Source organism: Mesohalobacter halotolerans (assembly GCF_006120725.1).
Classification (GTDB): domain Bacteria; phylum Bacteroidota; class Bacteroidia; order Flavobacteriales; family Flavobacteriaceae; genus Psychroflexus; species Psychroflexus halotolerans.
In genome coordinates this window covers 281,614-299,707 of the sequence record NZ_SWMU01000001.1, presented here as the reverse complement: position 1 = coordinate 299,707, position 18,094 = coordinate 281,614, and the positions used below count along the sequence as shown (strand labels likewise).

22 protein-coding genes are annotated in these 18,094 nt (G+C 37.4%); 7 read left to right on the top strand and 15 right to left on the bottom strand.

Annotated features, from left to right (window positions below; genetic code table 11):
• Positions 1-8: 8 nt before the first annotated feature.
• The 3 genes from FCN74_RS01385 to FCN74_RS01375 are packed head-to-tail and all read left to right on the top strand — an operon-like array spanning position 9 to position 1,914.
• Positions 9-197: a hypothetical protein gene (locus FCN74_RS01385; RefSeq protein ID WP_138930800.1), complete on the top strand. Its 189-nt coding sequence runs from the start codon at positions 9-11 to the stop codon at positions 195-197.
• Positions 194-766, top strand: coding sequence for a cob(I)yrinic acid a,c-diamide adenosyltransferase (locus FCN74_RS01380; protein ID WP_138930799.1), 573 nt, complete (start codon positions 194-196; stop codon positions 764-766). The genes FCN74_RS01385 and FCN74_RS01380 overlap by 4 nt, the downstream gene beginning before the upstream one ends.
• A gap of 5 nt (positions 767-771) precedes the next feature.
• Positions 772-1,914, top strand: coding sequence for a sensor histidine kinase (locus FCN74_RS01375; protein WP_138930798.1), 1,143 nt, complete (start codon positions 772-774; stop codon positions 1,912-1,914).
• Here the strand turns inward: FCN74_RS01375 and FCN74_RS01370 are convergent, their stop codons facing one another.
• The 4 genes from FCN74_RS01370 to FCN74_RS01355 form a co-directional block, all read right to left on the bottom strand.
• Positions 1,915-2,658, bottom strand: a complete 744-nt coding sequence (locus FCN74_RS01370) for a succinate dehydrogenase/fumarate reductase iron-sulfur subunit (RefSeq protein ID WP_138930797.1) — start codon at positions 2,656-2,658, stop codon at positions 1,915-1,917. It lies immediately after the preceding gene.
• Between the two features lie 10 nt (positions 2,659-2,668).
• The gene (locus FCN74_RS01365; protein ID WP_394348016.1) at positions 2,669-4,576 is read right to left on the bottom strand and encodes a fumarate reductase/succinate dehydrogenase flavoprotein subunit; all 1,908 of its coding nucleotides are present in this window, start codon (positions 4,574-4,576) and stop codon (positions 2,669-2,671) included.
• A gap of 7 nt (positions 4,577-4,583) precedes the next feature.
• The gene (locus FCN74_RS01360; protein WP_138930795.1) at positions 4,584-5,252 is read right to left on the bottom strand and encodes a succinate dehydrogenase cytochrome b subunit; all 669 of its coding nucleotides are present in this window, start codon (positions 5,250-5,252) and stop codon (positions 4,584-4,586) included.
• 96 nt (positions 5,253-5,348) lie between these two features.
• Entirely contained in the window at positions 5,349-5,903 is a 555-nt protein-coding gene (locus FCN74_RS01355; protein ID WP_246062528.1) for a 2OG-Fe(II) oxygenase, read from the bottom strand.
• 182 nt (positions 5,904-6,085) lie between these two features.
• On the opposite strand from FCN74_RS01355, the gene FCN74_RS01350 reads away from it, so the two are divergent.
• The 4 genes from FCN74_RS01350 to truB all read left to right on the top strand — a co-directional run bounded on the left by FCN74_RS01350 (position 6,086) and on the right by truB (position 8,830).
• A complete protein-coding gene (locus FCN74_RS01350; RefSeq protein ID WP_138930793.1) occupies positions 6,086-6,403 on the top strand; it encodes a hypothetical protein in 318 nt (105 codons plus the stop codon).
• 554 nt (positions 6,404-6,957) lie between these two features.
• A complete protein-coding gene (locus FCN74_RS01345) occupies positions 6,958-7,839 on the top strand; it encodes a cell division protein FtsX (RefSeq protein ID WP_138930792.1) in 882 nt (293 codons plus the stop codon).
• A gap of 4 nt (positions 7,840-7,843) precedes the next feature.
• A complete protein-coding gene (locus tag FCN74_RS01340) occupies positions 7,844-8,119 on the top strand; it encodes a DUF3098 domain-containing protein (RefSeq protein WP_138930791.1) in 276 nt (91 codons plus the stop codon).
• Positions 8,120-8,128: 9 nt separating this feature from the next.
• Complete coding sequence (gene truB / locus FCN74_RS01335; protein WP_138931392.1) at positions 8,129-8,830, top strand: tRNA pseudouridine(55) synthase TruB; 702 nt, start codon at positions 8,129-8,131, stop codon at positions 8,828-8,830.
• A gap of 86 nt (positions 8,831-8,916) precedes the next feature.
• Here the strand turns inward: truB and FCN74_RS01330 are convergent, their stop codons facing one another.
• From FCN74_RS01330 to FCN74_RS01280, 11 genes are all read right to left on the bottom strand, one after another.
• Entirely contained in the window at positions 8,917-9,537 is a 621-nt protein-coding gene (locus FCN74_RS01330; protein WP_138930790.1) for a thioredoxin family protein, read from the bottom strand.
• A gap of 336 nt (positions 9,538-9,873) precedes the next feature.
• Positions 9,874-10,224 (bottom strand): toxin-antitoxin system YwqK family antitoxin, encoded by a 351-nt coding sequence (locus tag FCN74_RS01325; RefSeq protein WP_138930789.1) that lies wholly within the window; start codon positions 10,222-10,224, stop codon positions 9,874-9,876.
• A gap of 267 nt (positions 10,225-10,491) precedes the next feature.
• Positions 10,492-11,349 (bottom strand): HIT family protein, encoded by an 858-nt coding sequence (locus tag FCN74_RS01320; RefSeq protein WP_138930788.1) that lies wholly within the window; start codon positions 11,347-11,349, stop codon positions 10,492-10,494.
• Positions 11,349-12,389, bottom strand: coding sequence for an HNH endonuclease domain-containing protein (locus tag FCN74_RS01315; RefSeq protein WP_138930787.1), 1,041 nt, complete (start codon positions 12,387-12,389; stop codon positions 11,349-11,351). Before FCN74_RS01315 ends, FCN74_RS01320 begins: the two co-directional genes overlap by 1 nt.
• 129 nt (positions 12,390-12,518) lie before the next feature.
• A complete protein-coding gene (locus tag FCN74_RS01310) occupies positions 12,519-13,085 on the bottom strand; it encodes a 5-formyltetrahydrofolate cyclo-ligase (RefSeq protein ID WP_317128755.1) in 567 nt (188 codons plus the stop codon).
• The gene (locus FCN74_RS01305; RefSeq protein ID WP_138930786.1) at positions 13,069-14,064 is read right to left on the bottom strand and encodes a succinylglutamate desuccinylase/aspartoacylase family protein; all 996 of its coding nucleotides are present in this window, start codon (positions 14,062-14,064) and stop codon (positions 13,069-13,071) included. Before FCN74_RS01305 ends, FCN74_RS01310 begins: the two co-directional genes overlap by 17 nt.
• Entirely contained in the window at positions 14,057-14,929 is an 873-nt protein-coding gene (gene rimK / locus FCN74_RS01300; protein WP_138930785.1) for a 30S ribosomal protein S6--L-glutamate ligase, read from the bottom strand. The genes FCN74_RS01305 and rimK overlap by 8 nt, the downstream gene beginning before the upstream one ends.
• Positions 14,901-15,356 carry an ATP-dependent zinc protease family protein gene (locus FCN74_RS01295; protein ID WP_138930784.1) on the bottom strand — a complete coding sequence of 152 codons (456 nt, stop codon included), beginning with the start codon at positions 15,354-15,356 and terminating at the stop codon, positions 14,901-14,903. The genes rimK and FCN74_RS01295 overlap by 29 nt, the downstream gene beginning before the upstream one ends.
• 6 nt (positions 15,357-15,362) lie before the next feature.
• Entirely contained in the window at positions 15,363-16,793 is a 1,431-nt protein-coding gene (gene pyk, locus FCN74_RS01290; RefSeq protein ID WP_138930783.1) for a pyruvate kinase, read from the bottom strand.
• An 18-nt stretch (positions 16,794-16,811) separates the two neighbouring features.
• Positions 16,812-17,291 (bottom strand): IPExxxVDY family protein, encoded by a 480-nt coding sequence (locus tag FCN74_RS01285; RefSeq protein ID WP_138930782.1) that lies wholly within the window; start codon positions 17,289-17,291, stop codon positions 16,812-16,814.
• 52 nt (positions 17,292-17,343) lie between these two features.
• Positions 17,344-18,084, bottom strand: a complete 741-nt coding sequence (locus FCN74_RS01280; protein WP_138930781.1) for a ribonuclease III family protein — start codon at positions 18,082-18,084, stop codon at positions 17,344-17,346.
• Positions 18,085-18,094: the final 10 nt, after the last annotated feature.

Genomic DNA, 18,094 nt, shown 5'->3' with positions numbered 1-18,094 from the left:
TGAATTCAATGGATTTTTTAAAAAACCTTTCTGAAGAAACCCAGCTTATCCTATTAGTTGTGGTGATTGCCGTTTTGTTTGTGTTAGTTTTACTCAATAACAAACGCAACAAAAAATTAAGATATGACCGTGATAAGCGTCATTTCACTAAAAACTATTTTAAGAAAAAGAAAAAACAAAAAGATCAAGAGACATGAAAATATACACCAAGACCGGTGATAAAGGCCAAACGTCTTTATTCAGTGGAAGTCGAGTACCCAAACACGATTTGCGTATAGAAAGCTATGGCACTATTGACGAACTCAATTCTTATATAGGTGTCATTAAAGATCATAGCCCAGAGGGAGAAGATTTGGGTTTGCTTCACCACATTCAAGACCGGTTATTTAGTATCGGCTCTATTTTGGCGACAGAGCCAGAAAAACTGAAAGACAAACAAGGGGAAGACCGCTTTAAACTTCCAAAAATTAAAGATCACGATATTGAAGCATTAGAACAAGCTATGGACGAGATGAATGAAGAGTTACCTGAAATGACCCACTTTTTGTTGCCAGGTGGTCATCCAGTGGTATCATTTTGTCACGTTGGACGATGTGTTTGTAGAAGAGCCGAACGTCGCGTAACCGCACTTCACGAGCAAGAAGAAGTCAACGTTAATGTGTTAAAATACATTAATCGTCTATCTGATTTTTTGTTTGTATTATCCCGGTATTGGGGTAAAAAAGCCAAAGCCAAAGAAGTCAAATGGGTTCCAAAAACAGATTAGACTAAATGTTTAAAAACACCAAAGCTTTACGAATATTTATTGCTGTAGCTTCAATAATCATTGTGGGTTTAACCGCCTGGAGTATCACCCTGTTTTATGAGCGTATCAAAGCCGATGAGCGCGAAAAGATGGAAATCCTATCCGATGCCATAAAAGCCATAAATGTTGATGATGAGTCCAACTATAGAGAGTTGGTCAGAAAAATTCAAAATAGCAACACCAATATTCCAGGAATTATAGTCAATAAAGAAGGAGAAATTGTCACTAGTGTAAATTTGCCCAAAGAAGTTAAAAAAGACTCCGTAAAACTTTACAACTACCTCAACAGCATTAAAGCTGACAATGCTCCCTTATCGATTAATCTTCAGGGCGAAGACAACCAAACTTTATATTATGGTAACTCTGAAGTGCTCACAAAAATAAAATACTACCCGATCATTTTACTCTTAATTATCCTACTCTTTATAGGCTTACTTTATTTTTTCTATACGACCTCTCAAGAAAGTGAAAAAAACAAACTATGGGCTGGAATGGCTAAAGAAACCGCTCATCAAATTGGGACGCCCTTATCGTCATTGGTCGGTTGGTTAGAAATTCTCAAAGACGAAGGCGTCAGCGAGGACTATATTGTTGAGATAGAAAAAGATATAGACCGATTACACACGATTACAGAAAGATTTTCTAAAGTGGGATCTCAAATCAAACTAGAAAAAACTGATATTGTTGAAGTGACGCGGCAAACTTTCGATTACCTTAAAAAACGAAGTTCGAATCTGGTTGACTTTAAAATTGACTTACCCGATGAACCCACTTTTGTGATGCTTAATAAACCACTATATAGTTGGACTATAGAAAACCTTGTAAAAAATGCTATCGATGCCATGAAAGGGAAAGGTCACCTTCAAATAGAATTGGTGAGAAGTGGTAAATGGGTGAGAATTTTGGTAAAAGATGATGGGAAAGGGATTGCGCTGTCCAATTTTAAAACCGTTTTCAAACCGGGGTACTCAACAAAAACAAGAGGTTGGGGTTTAGGCTTATCCTTAGCAAAACGCATCATTGAAGGTTATCATAACGGAAAAATAAAAGTCTTGTTTAGTGAAGTCGATAAAGGGACGACTTTTGAAATTAAATTTAAGCGTATATAGTTATCCTAACAATTTAGCCTTTAGCTTCCTCGCATTCATTTCGGCAATGTTGGTGATCGAAATGGCTTCCGGGCATTCTACTTCACAAGCTCCGGTAAAGGTGCAACTGCCGAAACCTTCTTCTTTCATCTGCCAGGTCATGGCTTCCACACGTTCGTGCTCTTCGGCTTTTCCTTGTGGTAGTGAATTTAAATGATTAATCTTGGCTGAAGTAAACAACGCAGCTGAAGAATTTTTGCAGGTCGCTACACAAGCGCCACAGCCAATACAAGCGGCAGCATCCATGGCTTTATCTGCTTTAGCTTTTGGAATAGGTATGGCGTTTGATTCAGGCGCGGTTCCCGTTTTGGAACTGATGTATGCGCCTTCTTCTATGATTCTGTCAAATGCCGAGCGGTCGACAATCAAGTCTTTAATAATAGGAAAAGACTTTGCTCTCCAAGGTTCCACCACAATGGTATCGCCGTCTTTAAAGCTACGCATGTGCAACTGGCAGGTGGTCATATGGTCGTGTGGACCGTGAGCTCGCCCGTTGATGAACACGCCGCATTGCCCGCAAATGCCTTCTCTGCAATCGTATTCATAGGCTATGACTTCTTCATTTTTTAAAACCAGCTGTTCATTGAGGTGGTCTAAGGCTTCTAAAAATGACATGTCTTCTGTTAATCCATCGACGTCATAGGTTTTTAGTGTCCCTTTTGAATCGCTATTTTTCTGTCTCCAAATTTTAAACGTTATCTTCATTTTGTTCTATTTATTTATAACTTCGAACTGTTGGGTTTACGAATTCAAAGTTTAAGTGCTCTTTATGTAACTTAAATTTATCTTCACCATATTCCCAGGCGGAAACATAAGAATATTCATCATCTACTCGAACAGCTTCTCCATCTTTAGTTTGATATTCTTCTCTGAAGTGTGCGCCGCAGGATTCTTCTCTTTGTAATGCGTCTTTACACATCAAAATTCCGAGTTCAATGAAATCTGCCAGACGATAGGCTTTTTCCAGCTCGGTGTTCATCTCATCACCTTGACCGGTGACATTAACATCATTCCAAAACTCTTCTTTGATGTTTTGTATTTGTGTGATAGCCTCTTTAAGCCCTTTCTCATTTCGGCTCATGGCACATTCATTCCACATGATCTTGCCTAATTCCCGATGAAAATGGTCTACAGTTTTGCTACCATTGATATTCAACAGCTTGTCTATGTTTGACTTGACCTCTCTTTCAGCCTTATCAAATGCTTCATGATTTAAGTCTGGTTGATTAACTTTCATTTCATCAGCCAGGTAATTGTTGATGGTATTGGGTAAAATAAAATACCCATCGACACTGGCTTGCAAGAGCGAATTTGCACCAAGGCGATTGGCGCCATGATCAGAATAATTGCACTCACCGACCGCATACAGACCTGAAATAGAAGTCATCAATTCATAATCTACCCACAAACCACCCATTGAAAAGTGTGCAGCCGGGGAAATCATCATGGGTTGTTTATAAGCATCTATACCGGTAATTTTTTTATACATTTTGAACAGGTTGCCGTAACGATCTTTGATGGTATCCAAACCAAGGCGTTCTATAGCATGTTTGAAATCTAAATACACGGCATTTTTTAATCGCCCAACACCATGACCGGCGTCAATACGTTCTTTTGCCGCTCGAGAGGCAATGTCTCTTGGCGCTAAGTTCCCAAAACTCGGATACCTGCGCTCGAGATAATAGTCCCGTTCATCTTCGGGAATCTCGTTTGCCGGTCGCTCATCGCTTTTTGCTTTAGGCACCCAGATTCGCCCATCATTTCTTAAGGATTCTGACATCAGCGTCAACTTAGATTGAGCTTCACTTGATTGAGGTAAAGCAGTAGGATGAATTTGGGTAAAACTGGGTCCGGCAAAGTAAGCGCCTTTCTTATGGGCTTTCCAGATTGCACTGCCATTACAGCCTATGGCTAAGGTTGATAATCTGAACACACGAGAATATCCGCCTGTAGCTAAAACCACAGCATCTGCAGCGTAGCGTTCAAGTTGTCCTGTCACTAAATTCCTTACAATGATGCCTTTGGCTTTACCATTTATAAGTACTAAATCCATCATTTCACTCCTGGCGTGCATGGTCACTTTTTTGGCTTTCACCATCTTATACAGCTGAGAATAAGCCGCCATGAGCAATTGTTGGCCGGTTTGACCCCGCGCGTAGAACGTTCGCTGAACTTGAACACCACCAAAACTTCGATTGACTAAAGTTCCACCGTATTCCCGCGCAAATGGAACACCTTGCTGAACATAGTGGTCGATAAGCGGTGCAGATAATTCTGCCAACCGATACGTGTTGGCTTCTCTGGAACGGAAATCTCCACCTTTTAAGGTATCGTAAAACATACGATATACACTATCGCCATCGTGTTGGTAGTTTTTTGCCGCATTGATGCCGCCTTGTGCGGCAACGGAGTGGGCTCTGCGTGCAGAATCCTGATAACAAAAGCATTGCACATCGTATCCAAGTTCGGCAAGCGTACTGGCGGCACCAGCACCAGAAAGTCCTGAGCCTACAACGATAACGCTGAGTTTTTTTCGATTGGCCGGATTGATCAACTTTGACTGCAATTGGTAATTACGCCATTTGTCTTCGAGTTTGCCTTCAGGAATTTTAGAATTGAGCATGATTTAACTATTTAAAATAAACTACGATGGGGATGATACCAAAACCAACGCCCATGATGATAGCGTAAATAAGCGAAACTTTCGCTAGTATTCTCAGTCCTTTTTTATGGTAAAAGCCTAACGTTTTAAAACCACTTTTTAATCCGTGATAGAGGTGAAATGCCAAAGGAATTGCTAGGATACTATAAAAAAGAACAAACCAAATGTTTTGAAATAATTCATACGTGACGCTAAACACATCTTTGTAACCATTCTTGTCAAGCAGGACTTCTTCACCAATGCCTAACTTTATTCTGGCCCAAAAATTAGCTAAATGGATGATGATAAAAATCAAGATTAGCGTTCCTAAAATACCCATATTTTTAGAATACCAGGAGCTGTTTTGTTGGCTTTTATCCATGATATACTTTTGGGGTTTGGCTTTTCGATTGTGCAAGGTTATCAATAGCGCCACAACCGCATGTAGGACAATTGAAATATACAAAACATAAGCCACCACGGTGATTAGTGGATTTTCTCTTAACGTATGCGAATAGCTATTATAGAGTTCTGAAGCGATATCATTGGGCAATAACAAAATGGCATTCGCTGAAAGGTGAACCACTAAAAATACACACAGAAACAAACCCGTCAAAGCGATTAGGGACTTACGATAGAAAAGAAAGTTTAAAGCCATGAGAAAAGATAATCGTGAAATACAAATATCTTAAAAAGATCTTAAAAATAATATGATAATAATCAATCAGACATTAAAAAAGGAATAATTTCAATTTTACCTGACTTTCAACCAACCGGTGATACTCAATCGTACACCTTCAACTACTGGTTTGACTTCGTGCTCTAATACAGAACTTTCAAAAATCACCAATCGCCCAAACTTCGGGACAACGCTTATTGCCCTTTCCTGAGGGTAATCCTGAGTGTAAACCACCAAATCTCCACCATTTTTAGGAGTCCATATCTTATTGAGGTAAAGTACCATAGAGAGCTTTCGCCTTTGGTCGTTGTCAAAAGTGTCAAGATGTCTTTTGTAAAAACGCCCTTTGGGATACACGGCATAATGAAATTCCTTGTGCAGGATTCCCATAAAACAGGTTCTGTTGAGATAATCTACAAAGTGATTGATGACTTGAAAAAATTGTTGTACCACAGTGATATCGGAACTTTCATTGATCCATTGAATGTAATCGCCCCTAATTTCAGTTTTGATGTGTTCGTCAAAATGTTTACCAATCGCGGCTTTTTTTAACGCATCATTGTCATAAAGGGATTGAATTTGACAGTGTAAATTTTCCAGATGGTCTGCTTCAAAAAAGTTAACGATCACTGCAAAATGTTTGTCGAGGATTTGAGAAATGATGCTCTCGTAATATGAATGGTAAGCCCCGTTTAACGCTTCTGAAAATTAGTGTATTTGCCATTGACCTACGGTACCTTTTTTAAAAAATAATGTTCGTAAAAATACGCTATTGTAGACAATACCTGTATTTTTGAACCCAAAAATATCCTATGAAACGCTTAATCCTTTCAGCCTTTGTTTTATTCTTATCATTATCTATGATGGCACAGATTAAATTAGGATCTGAAGGCACTTTTGCCAATAAATGGCATGAGGGCAAACTTGTGCTAAAGAATAAGGATACGCTGGTTGGGCTAGTGAAGTTTGATGATGCTTCTGATGATTTGCTGAGTGGAATTTCCCTGAGCAATAAGCTTAAATTTAAAGAAAATGAAGAAGCTAAAAAGAAAAAATTTAAGAAAAAGCAAGTGGATTATTTTGAAATAACCAACAATGCGAATCAAAAAAATTCAAATACACCTATATAAAAGTTAAAATTCAGGGTTTAATCCTGGTAAAAATCGAAGCTGAGGGTAAAGTACACTTATATACAGATGATTATGATTACTGGTCTCAGGATACTTCGGTCTACCGAAGTGGAACACTTATTTATGCCAAAAAGCAGGACGAAAAAAAACTAAATTATTTATTTAACGCTAATGCGCTTAAATCATTTGAGAAAGAAGCCTTAGATTATTTTAGTAATTGCCCTGTTTTGACAAGTAAAATCGGTCAAGGCGAGTTAAAGCGAAAAGATTACAAGGAGATCGTTACAATATACAATAGTTGTTTTTAATTGAAAACGAGCCTAAGGTATTTAAAGTCAGCATCCTGCGCTCTCGATTGCAATGAAAACCCCGTAAAGACCCATGACATATAAATCTTTGAGATAGGGCTTGATTTTATGAAAGTCCTAGTGAAATTAGATTTATAGTCAGGGGTATGCGGCGTTGAAATGAAAAGCGAGATGAAGCACCAAAAAATAAATACAACATTAGAGCGTTTCAACTAAGAGTTTTATATTTTTACCAAAATTTAACGTGTGGCCAGATCATTTGAAAAATATCAAAAACGCCGACTCATTTCATCCTACATTTCAGTAGTGATCAGTATCGGTCTGGTTCTATTTTTGGTGGGTTTGCTGGGTATTTTAGTAATTAATACCCAGAAAGTGGCCAACCATTTTAAGGAGCAAATCGCCATGAGCATTTACCTTAAAGACCAGGCTAAGGAAATCGAGATTGACCAATTGCAGAAGCAACTGGCATTAGCAGACTACACAAAAAACACTGTGTATACTTCAAAAGAGGAAGCGGCTGAAATTTACAAACAGGACATTGGTGAAGATTTTATGAATTTTTTGGGCGACGCCAATCCTTTGCCGCAGTCGATTGACGTGTACTTTAATGCAGATTATGTCAATGAAGTCCAACTGGCAGAGATTGCGCGCGATTTGTCTGAAAAAGACTTTGTCGCTGAGATTGTTTATGATAAACCTTTAATTGCTTTGTTGAATAATAACATCAAGAAAATCAGTTTTTGGGTGTTAGTGATTTGTGGTATTTTTACATTCATCGCTGTACTGCTGATCAACAGTTCTATCCGGCTTTCGGTTTACTCAAAACGCTTTGTGATTAAAACCATGCAAATGGTCGGTGCCACCAAAAGCTTTATTCGCAGGCCTTTCATTTGGAAAAGCGTAAAACTGGGCATGCTTGGTGCGGTCTTGGCCCTATTAAGCATGGCTGCGGTACTATACTTTTTAGACCAAAGCTATCCGGAGCTTGACTTGTTGGTCAATGAACTGTTGCTTGGTGGATTATTTATTGCTGTATTTTTGCTGGGTGTGCTCATCACCTGGTTTAGCACGTTTTTGGCAACACAGCGTTTTTTAAATTTGAAAACTGACGAATTATACTATTAAAATTATGGGTGGAGAAAGCAAACGCAAAGAAGAGTTGAAAACACAGAAAAAAAACGCCTTTATTTTTAAGCGCAAAAACTATGTGTTTATGATCATTGGCTTGGTAGTGATTGCCATCGGGTTTATACTTATGAGTGGTGGCGGTAGTGATGACCCGGAAGTGTTTAACCCTGATATTTTTAGCCCACGACGTATTCGTCTGGCGCCGAGCATCGTTATTATTGGGTTTGCAATAGAGGTCTACGCCATTCTACTCAATCCCAAAAAGAAGAAATCTTAAGATTTGAGCTTGAATCCCTCTGAATTTTCAAAAGACAATTTCCTCAATGGTGCCGTATTATGTTTTGACAAACCTTTACGTTGGACGTCGTTCCAATTGGTCAACAAAGTGCGTTGGTTGATCAAGCAACAATATCACCTCAAAAAAATAAAAGTGGGTCATGCCGGCACGCTCGATCCTTTGGCCACAGGCTTAGTCATTATTTGTACGGGAAAAGCCACCAAAACTATACCCGAATTGATGGGACAACCCAAAACTTACACGGGTGAAATCACCTTTGGCGCCACGAGACCTTCCTTTGATATGGAAACCGAAATTGATGCTGAATTTCCTATTAATCACTTGAACGAGGACAGGATAAAGGCTAAAAGTCAAGATTTTACGGGTAAAATACAACAACAACCACCTATTTTCTCCGCTTTAAAAAAAGATGGCAAACGCCTCTACGAGTATGCTAGACAAGGCGAAGCGGTTGATATTCCCAAGCGTGAAGTTGAAATTACGAGGTTTGATATCACAGCTGTTGACTTGCCCAAAGTCCAATTTAAAGTGCAGTGCAGCAAAGGCACTTATATTCGTAGCTTAGCACATGATTTTGGACAAGCTTTAGACAGTGGGGCATATTTGTCTGCTTTGCAACGAACAGCTGTTGGTGAATTTACATTAGACCAAGCTTTGAATTTGGAGCAGTTTATCGAAGCGTTGGATTGAGTAACCCGTCACTGCGAGTCCGACTTTAGGAGGGCGAGGCAGGCTTCGTCGTGCCTGCTCGCAATGACGCTGAAAACACAAAGCTGCTATAATGCAACAGCTTCTAACTGGGTTCTGATGTCTTTAACCGTGCTTTGACCCTTATCTTTATTATACCATTTTTGGAGGTCTTCTTTAAACTCAGGGGTGAGTTGTCCGTACTTTTCTTTGTAGGCTTTAACCATTTCAGTGGCTTCTTTAGGTCTTGGACCCCAGGTAAACAGGACATTGTTATTATTATCAAGCGCAATCAGTTTGGGAATAGCTTTGCCACCGTTGGTCAGAAACTCTTGCATTAACTCGTCGTTATCGTCTCTCAACACGACTTTGAGTTCGAGGTTTGGAGAAGTTTCAGCAATTTTGTTGAGAATTGGCAGGGCATGAGCTGCATCACCGCACCAGCCTTCGGCTATGACTAAAAAGGTTATGGGTTGAGATAGATTTTCAAAAAAGGTTTTGTCGCTTTCTGAAAATTTAAAGGTTTTGTCCCAACGTTTTATACGTCTGACAGACATTTTAGAATAATGCAACATATCTTCGTTTTGAGTATGTCCTGTCGACTGTCCTTTATCAATTAAGTCGTTGACTAAGGTTTTAAATTCTTGGTAAAACATGCTTGCATTTATAGCGTTTTGCAATATGGTGTTTAAATCTATGACGGTATTCATATTAAAAATGTTTTGATATTATTTTGTTTGTACGGATAGCCACAAAATTACTTACAGCAATACGATAAATATATGATATTAGTCATCAAAAATACTGATTATATAAACATAATAGTTAAACGTTTTTGAAAATCACAAGGTAGAATACACATCACTGCGAGCCTAATTTTAGGAAGGCGTGGCAGTCTTTTGAATCTAAAATCTTTATACGGTGGAAATACGATACTGTCATAATTTAACTGAAGACCTTGTTATACTTATCGCTATGAGGTAAAGCCATAAAAAAACCCGTATCTGTCAATACGGGTTTTTTAATAAAACTCAATGTGTTTTGTGCTATTCTTCAATGGCATAAATGCTTTCATTTTTATAAGTTGTGACTTGTGCAATTTTATTGTAGTCGTAATCGACTTCTACCAATTTATTTTCTTGCCAAAAGAACCACTTACCAGTTTTTTGTCCTTCGTGATAGTAAGCCACAGCATTTTTTTTGCCATCTCTATCGTAGGCAATCCATTGCCCGTGAAGTTTACCATCTTTATAGGTGCCTTCTTGTTGAATCACACCATTATCATAGTAAAAAATACCTTTCACTAAATCGCCTTTTTTGAAATAATCTACATTGCTTTCTTGGGCAAATAGCATTCCACTAAAAAGACACGCTGCTATAATCATCATTGTTCTCATGGTCTTGTTATTTAATGTTTAGGTAACAAATATAAGATATATTTACGTATTATTTACTTTTACCTAACATTAATTTTACATAAAACCTATAAAATGCTGATATATATCATATTATGAAAGAAAAAAATTAACATTAAAGTTAACATTGGTTGTTGGTTATTGATAGTTGTAAAGTTGATGGGTTAAAAGTAATAAGCAATCTCAGGGGCAGAAAATCATAGGAAAGACTTCAAGCAAACGGGTAAGGGTTTTAAAAGTTTTGTAGGTTTAATAATCTTTCTTTTTTGGAATAATACCTCTAATGCCACCGCGAGGGTTTTTTATGTCGCCTTGATAGCGAGGAATGATATGGATATGGCAATGCATCACAGTTTGTCCAGCAGCAATGCCAGAATTGATACCAATATTAAAACCATCAGCCTGATGGGTTTTTTGAAGTTCTGCCTTAACTAAATTGACTAAAAACCAACAAGCGGACTGTTCTTTAAAAGTCAAATCAAAATAGCTTGAAACGACACGTTTTGGAATTACCAAACTATGACCTTTAGATACTGGATATTTATCTTTAAAAGCAAAACAACTTGCTAATTCGCCGACTTGCTCTTTAGGTTCTAATCTCTCAAAAAAAGGACTAACATCGGCTTTGTTTTGGTTTAAAAAGCAATAATGTTGGTATTCATAAATTTCTACATTCTCGTTTTTATAAACGCTTTTAAAGGGCAAAACCACATTGGTTTGGTAGGTCTTAACTTTATGTATAAAATGGGTTCTAAAGCCTTGTTTTTTAATATCTCGTCTAACGCTAAAATAGGCTTTACCTCCAAATTTTAATAATCGGGATACTTCAAATAAAACCTTTGCTTGTTCTTGCTTTTTAAGAACATTCAGCACATAATGACAAATAATGGTGTTAAATTTTTTCTTTGGATAATCTGGTTGATAATATGGATCAAAACCGATGATATCAATTCCTTTTGCGTTTAGTTCTTCAACATCTTTGCCAAATCCACATCCAAAATCTAAAATTTTACCATGAAATAATTTTCTTTCCAATAAAATACGGGTTGGAAAAGACATTTTCTCGCGTTCTTTAGCGGTGTGGTGTGAGTTTAGATTTTCAGACATTATTCTAAAAATTCAAATCCATTATTATTTGCAACGGAAATTAAAGGCTCAATTGTATCTTTAAGCTTTTGATAATTAAAGTCCTGCGGAGCTTTAAAGGAATTGAATATAGTAATATATTCTTCTTTGAATCTTTTTTTTAACCTGTTATCTAGCAGATTCAATGCATCTTTTTGTACTTTAAAAAAGCTATCAAAATGCTTTTCGATAATTGGTAATTTATTGTTCTTTGAACTGTTAAAACCAGATTTTACAGGAACAAGGTTCCAAATTAAATCATGAGATACAAATGAATATGGAACAAAATGATCTAACTCATAATTAGACTTTGATAATTTTTCACCAGTAAATATACACTTAACTTCTTTGCTTTCATCTAAGTAAATATTCCAAAAATTATTTCTCTGATATGTTAAAGCATTTCTCTTTGCTGGTTTGATGAGTTTACTGACGATGTCTGGTGTTAATGGATTCTTTTTCTGTAAGAAGTTAGCCAAGTTCCAGTATGTATATTCTTTCAGGATTTTAGCATTAGCACTTATATAAGAAAACCAATTTTCATTAACACTAATTAAATTTTTATGTAATTTGTATATAGTATAGTAGTCATTTTCATTAGATTGAGAATAAATCATACTTTTTTTATAACCCCTAAACCAAGGACTCAAAAACCAATGTGGAACATTTTTATCTAAATGAAATAGTGTTTTAGATAATTTAAAATTTTTGCTATTGATTAAATATTTGTAGATTTTTATCTTGTCCTCATTAATTGCTAATTCTGTATTATTTACTAGATATTTAATAATTTCAGAAATGTTATCTTGACTCCCAAAAGATACTTTGAAATAATTAATAGGATACCAAGCATTTGCTACCATTCTAGAGAATAACCTCTTTTTTTCAATTTCTTTTTTCCCCTTTTCTATCTCTTCAATTATTGCTAAAAACCAATAAAATTTATATGTTGCTGAAGTATTATTAAAAACACTAGATAATGCACTAATGTTAATATTCGAAGAAAATGGTAGTTGATTCATTTAAATATGAATGAGTTTAAAACTAACAAATAATCCCCAACCCATCAAAAAATTGATAGAGATTTAAAGCCTAGAGGAGCAATGGCTGATGTTTTTGAGTAGTGTAAAGTAGCAAACTTGCAAGCTTTATCAAAACCAATAATGCTGTTCCGGTGTGATTACGACATCAAGAGCGACATCGTGAGTTTGAGGCTGTAAGGCTTGGTCTAAAGGCTCAAAAAACGACAGGCCAACCTTAAGGGTGTCGTTTCGGCATTCATTGAGAAAGCGGTCGTAAAAACCTTGACCGTAACCTATGCGATGCCCGTTTTGGTCAAAGGCTAGGAGTGGCACAAAGACTACATCAATTTTGTGGACTGGCACTTCTAAACCGTCTTGAGGCTCGGGAATACCAAAACTATTTTCTTTGATGATGGTGGCATCGGTCAACAAAAAATGGCTGAGCGAATGCGTTTTAAAATGGGTTTTACTGACCACGACTTGTTTGTCTTTGCCTTGTAAGACGTGCAATAGCATTGAGGTGTCGACTTCTTTGTGTCGCGCCATGCTTAAAAACAAATGGTAATACGTGTGTTGCCAGATATCGAGTTGCAAAGCTTGATTGGCAATAGCTATGCTGTTTTCTTCTATTTGAAGCGCAGATAAGTGTTGACGTTTTTGCTTGTATAAATTTCTAATTTCAGCTTTGGTCATCATCAACTTGTCTTGAAATATGAAATACGGCATCGCCTTGATAAACCATGGGTGATTGGTTTACATTGATCACATAGCCCGCTTCACGAGCTTTTAAAACATGTTTAAAACCTCCATACGGATCGGTGATATGTGCCATTTCTTCGCCTTTGTTTACCCACTGGCCAATGTCGATTTTAACGTGAAGCAGGCCGCTGTATTTGGCTCTGATCCATTTGGTCTTATGGATAAAAACTGAAGGTTTTGTAGGTCTTGAGGGCGAAAACTCCGCTTTGAGCATACCGAGGTGTTTCAAAACCCGGCGTAAGCCATCTAAGCCGTGCTTAGTGATACCGGGATCGTTGTCTGCAGATTTGCCGCCTTCATACAATAAAACCGGAATATTGTGTTGCTTACAGGTCGAGCGGTATGATTTTTTAATGTTTGAAGAATAGACTGTAAACGGTGCATTAAATACTTCAGCCAGTGTTTTTAAAGTGGAATCATTTTTAGCGATTCTAATCTGAGCTGCATTAAAGCGTTTAGCACCACCGGTGTGAAAATCAAAAGCATAATCGACAGCCGGTAAGATTTCATTGGTGAGTTGATATGCAAACCGACTGGCTAAAGGCCCTTTTTTAGTGCCCGGGAAGATGCGATTTAAATCTCTGCCGTCGGGAAACTCGCGTTGCATATTTAAAAACCCAAATACGTTTAAAACCGGAATACAAATAATGGTCCCAATGAGTGGTCTGTTCATTTTTTGAGCCAAAAACTGGCGTACAATTTCAACACCGTTGAGTTCGTCACCATGAATACCGGCAGTCACTAAGACGACAGGTCCCTTTTTTTTAGAGCGCTCTACAATCACGGGAACTTCTACACTGGAGGTGGTAAAGAGTTTTGCAGTATGCAGGTCTAGGCGTTTACGTTGTCCGGGTAATATCTTTTCATCTAAAATATGAAAGACATTTTGGTTGTCGACATAAGGTGTATTAGACATTTTTTTCGATATATTGAATAATTTTTCGTGCAATATCTTTACCGGTGGCTTTTTCAATGCCTTCTAGGCCTGGTGAGGAATTGACTTCTAAAATAAGTGGGCCACGAGAACTTTGGAGTAAATCTACACCGGCGACACCGAGCCGCATAGCTTTAGCCGCTTTAATGGCAGCAATTTCTTCTTCGTCGCTCAACTCAATGACTTCTGCAGAGCCGCCTTGATGTAAGTTTGAACGAAATTCGCCTTCTTTACCTTGACGTTTCATGGCACCAACCACGTGACCATCGACAACAAACACACGAATATCTGCGCCTTTGGCTTCTTTGATAAATTCCTGTACAATTACACGCGCTTGCAGTCCATTAAAGGCTTCGATGACAGACTTTGCCGCATTTCTAGTTTCGGCCAAAACCACACCTAAGCCTTGTGTGCCTTCTAAAAGTTTAATTACCAGAGGTGTGCCGCCAACGTGTTGGATGACACCTTCTACATCACGAGAATAGTTGGTAAATACGGTTTTTGGCAGGCCAATTTTAGCACGGGTTAAAACTTGAAGACTTCTCAATTTGTCACGACTACGAACTAAAGCTTCAGAATCTATGGTGCTAAAGGCGCCCATCATTTCAAATTGTCGGACCACAGCCGTACCATAAAATGTGACTGAAGCGCCGATTCTCGGTATTATTGCATCAGTCTCTTGGATATAATCGCCCTTGTAGTAAACGTTTGGACTGCGTTTCTCTATGATTAAATCGCACTTTAACGGGTCGATAATTTGAACATTATGCTTGCGTTTCTCTGCGGCTTCAACTAAGCGCTTTGTTGAGTAAAGTTTGCTATTTCTGGATAATATTTTGATATTCATAAATGTTGTTTTTGTGTGATAAATTAGTCAATGCTGGGTCGACTACAAACTTAGGATTTAAAAATTTTCGCCCCAATAAAACAGGATACTTCATATCTTGACGATCGCTTAAGGACAACGAAATACTATAAGTTTTATGAAATAATATGATTTTTGAATGTATTTCGTAACGTTTTTGAGAGATGCCATTACTGCTTTTAACACGAATGGTTTTAAAGTCATTAAACGTATGTGTTTTGAGGCTATATTCAGGATGCTTCTCATCTAAAAACACACAACGCAATTGACCCGAAACCTCTTCAATGTGTTTACAGTGAATAGAGGAAGTGTATGCGCCGGTATCAATTTTAACTTCAACTTGGTTAAAACCTAAAAGAGGAAAATCTGCGATATCTGTTCGGCCAATGACAATTTTGTGCTTAGACATAAAACTTTATTCTATTTCAGAAACCCGCAAGGTATTGACCATACCTTTATCTTCAATTGGCATTGAAGCGAGGTTGACCAGGTAATCTCCGTGTTCTACAAAATTATTTTGATGTGCAATTTGGTTGACATCTTCAATTGTGGCGTCTGTACTTACAAATTTATTGTAATAAAAGGCTTTGACACCCCAAAGCAGACTGAGTTGAGTCAATATATGTGGATTGGATGTAAAGGCCAAAATATGGGCTTCAGGACGCCATGCCGATATTTGAAAAGCGGTATAGCCACTATTGGTTAAGGTACAGATGGCTGTCGCATCGATTTCATTGGCCATACGGGCAGCGTGATAACACACAGATTTTGTAATGTACCGCTTGGTTTTGATATTTGGCGGGTTATGAGGGACGTTAATTAATTCGGAGTTCTCTACATTTTTAAGGATTTGACACATTTTGTGAATCACTTCAACGGGGTATTTTCCCACAGAAGTTTCACCACTTAACATGACAGCATCGGCGCCATCCATAACAGAGTTAGCGACATCATTTACTTCAGCACGTGTAGGGGTGAGGCTGTCAATCATGGTTTCCATCATTTGTGTAGCGATAATGACAGGTATTCTAGCCAACTTGGCTTTAAGGACAAGCTCTTTTTGAATGAGTGGAACTTCGTGAGCTGGCATTTCAACACCAAGATCTCCACGAGCTACCATCAAACCATCACAATAGGCTGCAATCTTATCAATATTTTTGACGCCTTCGGGCTTTTCAATTTTGGCAATAATCGGAATTTTGTAGTCACTGTGTTCTTTAATGAGCTTTTGAAGGACTTTTAAATCGCTAGCATAACGTACAAAAGAAAGTGCCATCCAGTCGACTTCTACTTTGCAGGCAAACTTGGCATCTTCGACATCTTTTTCTGTGAGAGCAGGAAGAGAAATTTTTGTATTGGGAAGATTAACGCCTTTATTGGACTTGAGTGGTCCGCCTTGCACCACTTTTGTCTCTACGCTGTCTGCTTTGTTTGTTGATAGCACTTCAAAAATCAATTTTCCATCATCCAGCAAAATGCGCTCACCGGGTTTGACATCTTGAGGAAAGGTTTTATAATTCATGTAGGCCAACGTTTTGTTGCCAACAAACCTTTTGCCAGTTTTAAATTTGATTTTATCACCTTTTTGAACAGTTATGCCTTCTTCCATTTCGCCCACACGTAATTTTGGGCCTTGTAAATCTCCTAAAATACCCGCATTAAAACCATATTCTTTGTTGAGCTCTCTGATCATTTTTACGCGTTGCTCAACATCTTCATAGTTGGCATGCGAAAAATTGATTCTAAAAATATTCACACCAGCTTCCATCATATCTTTTAAGACTTCTTTTTTTGATGTTGCCGGCCCTAGCGTAGCTACAATTTTTGTTTTTTTATTTGATTTCATAATACGGTAAGGCTTTAATTATTCAAATGTAAGGTTTTCAGGCGATTTTAGGGTTTCGGTAGCAATCTCATAAGCGCTAACGATTTGTGGGATTTCATTTAATTGCATGCTGAGTTTTTTAGTTTTAAAGCGTTTAGATTCATCTTCAATTTTAATAAAATAATCGCATTGTTTGTGTGATTCTATCAAAAATTTTCCCATAACCTCTTGTTCATTCTCAAAAAGAGAAGCGACAAATTTAGGCTTTTGGTCTATATATTTAGATTTATTTTGAATAAAATACAAAACACATTCTGTTTTTGGGTCACAATAGCTATATAATGCAAAATTGATTTTATAGCCTTGATGAATCAAGGTGATATCTTCTTCTTTTCTCCTAAAAGCCAGGTGCAATTTTTGATTAATCAGAAATGCTAATTTAAAAGGCTCCAAATTAGCATTTAAACCGATGAGTTTAAAATCAATATCTATTGGCGTATCTAAAATTAATTTAGCCATATTATAAAAGTAAAGGAGTGTACTTAAGTGTGTATTAAGTACAGGTTAAAATTCAATCAATTATTTGGTCTTGAAGAGCGTAATAGGCTCTTCTCGAGACTTTTTCTTCTGCTTTTTTCTTTGAGGTAGCACGCGCTTTAGCAATATCCTGACCATTAAGTTGATAGGTCATGCCAAAATATTTTTGACCGTTGACTACTTTGCCATTGTCTTTGTATTCTACAATTTTAAAATTGTGTTTGTGTTTTTGACACCATTCTATCATGTAGCTTTTGTAGCTTATGACTTTATGTTCAAGCTCTTCGATGTCTATAAAAGGATTTACAATTTTTTCTAAAATAAACTTCTCACATTTTTTAAAGCCTTGATCAAGATATATAGCGGCAATCAAAGCTTCTAATAGATTACCGTGAATATTACGGCTAAAACATTCAGTATTAACCTGTGTTCTCAATAGGCTGAGTAGTTCAAAAGATTCACCAATCTGATTGAGGTTTTTGCGGCTAACGGCTTTAGCTCTCATCTTGGTAAGATAGCCCTCATCGCCCTGAGGTGATTGTTTGAACAAATGGGTAGAAATTATAGAATCGAGTAAGGAATCACCAAGAAATTCAAGCCTTTCATAGTTGATGTCATTGCCCAATTTGTCTTTGTAATTCATAGATCGATGCGTAAAGGCGCGTTTGTAAATGCTCAGGGATTTGGGTTTAAACCCGAGGATTTCCTGCATTTTACAAAAAAAAATCCCGTCCTCTTTAGAACGGGATTTAAATATATCGTCAATGAATTTCATGAAATGCGGT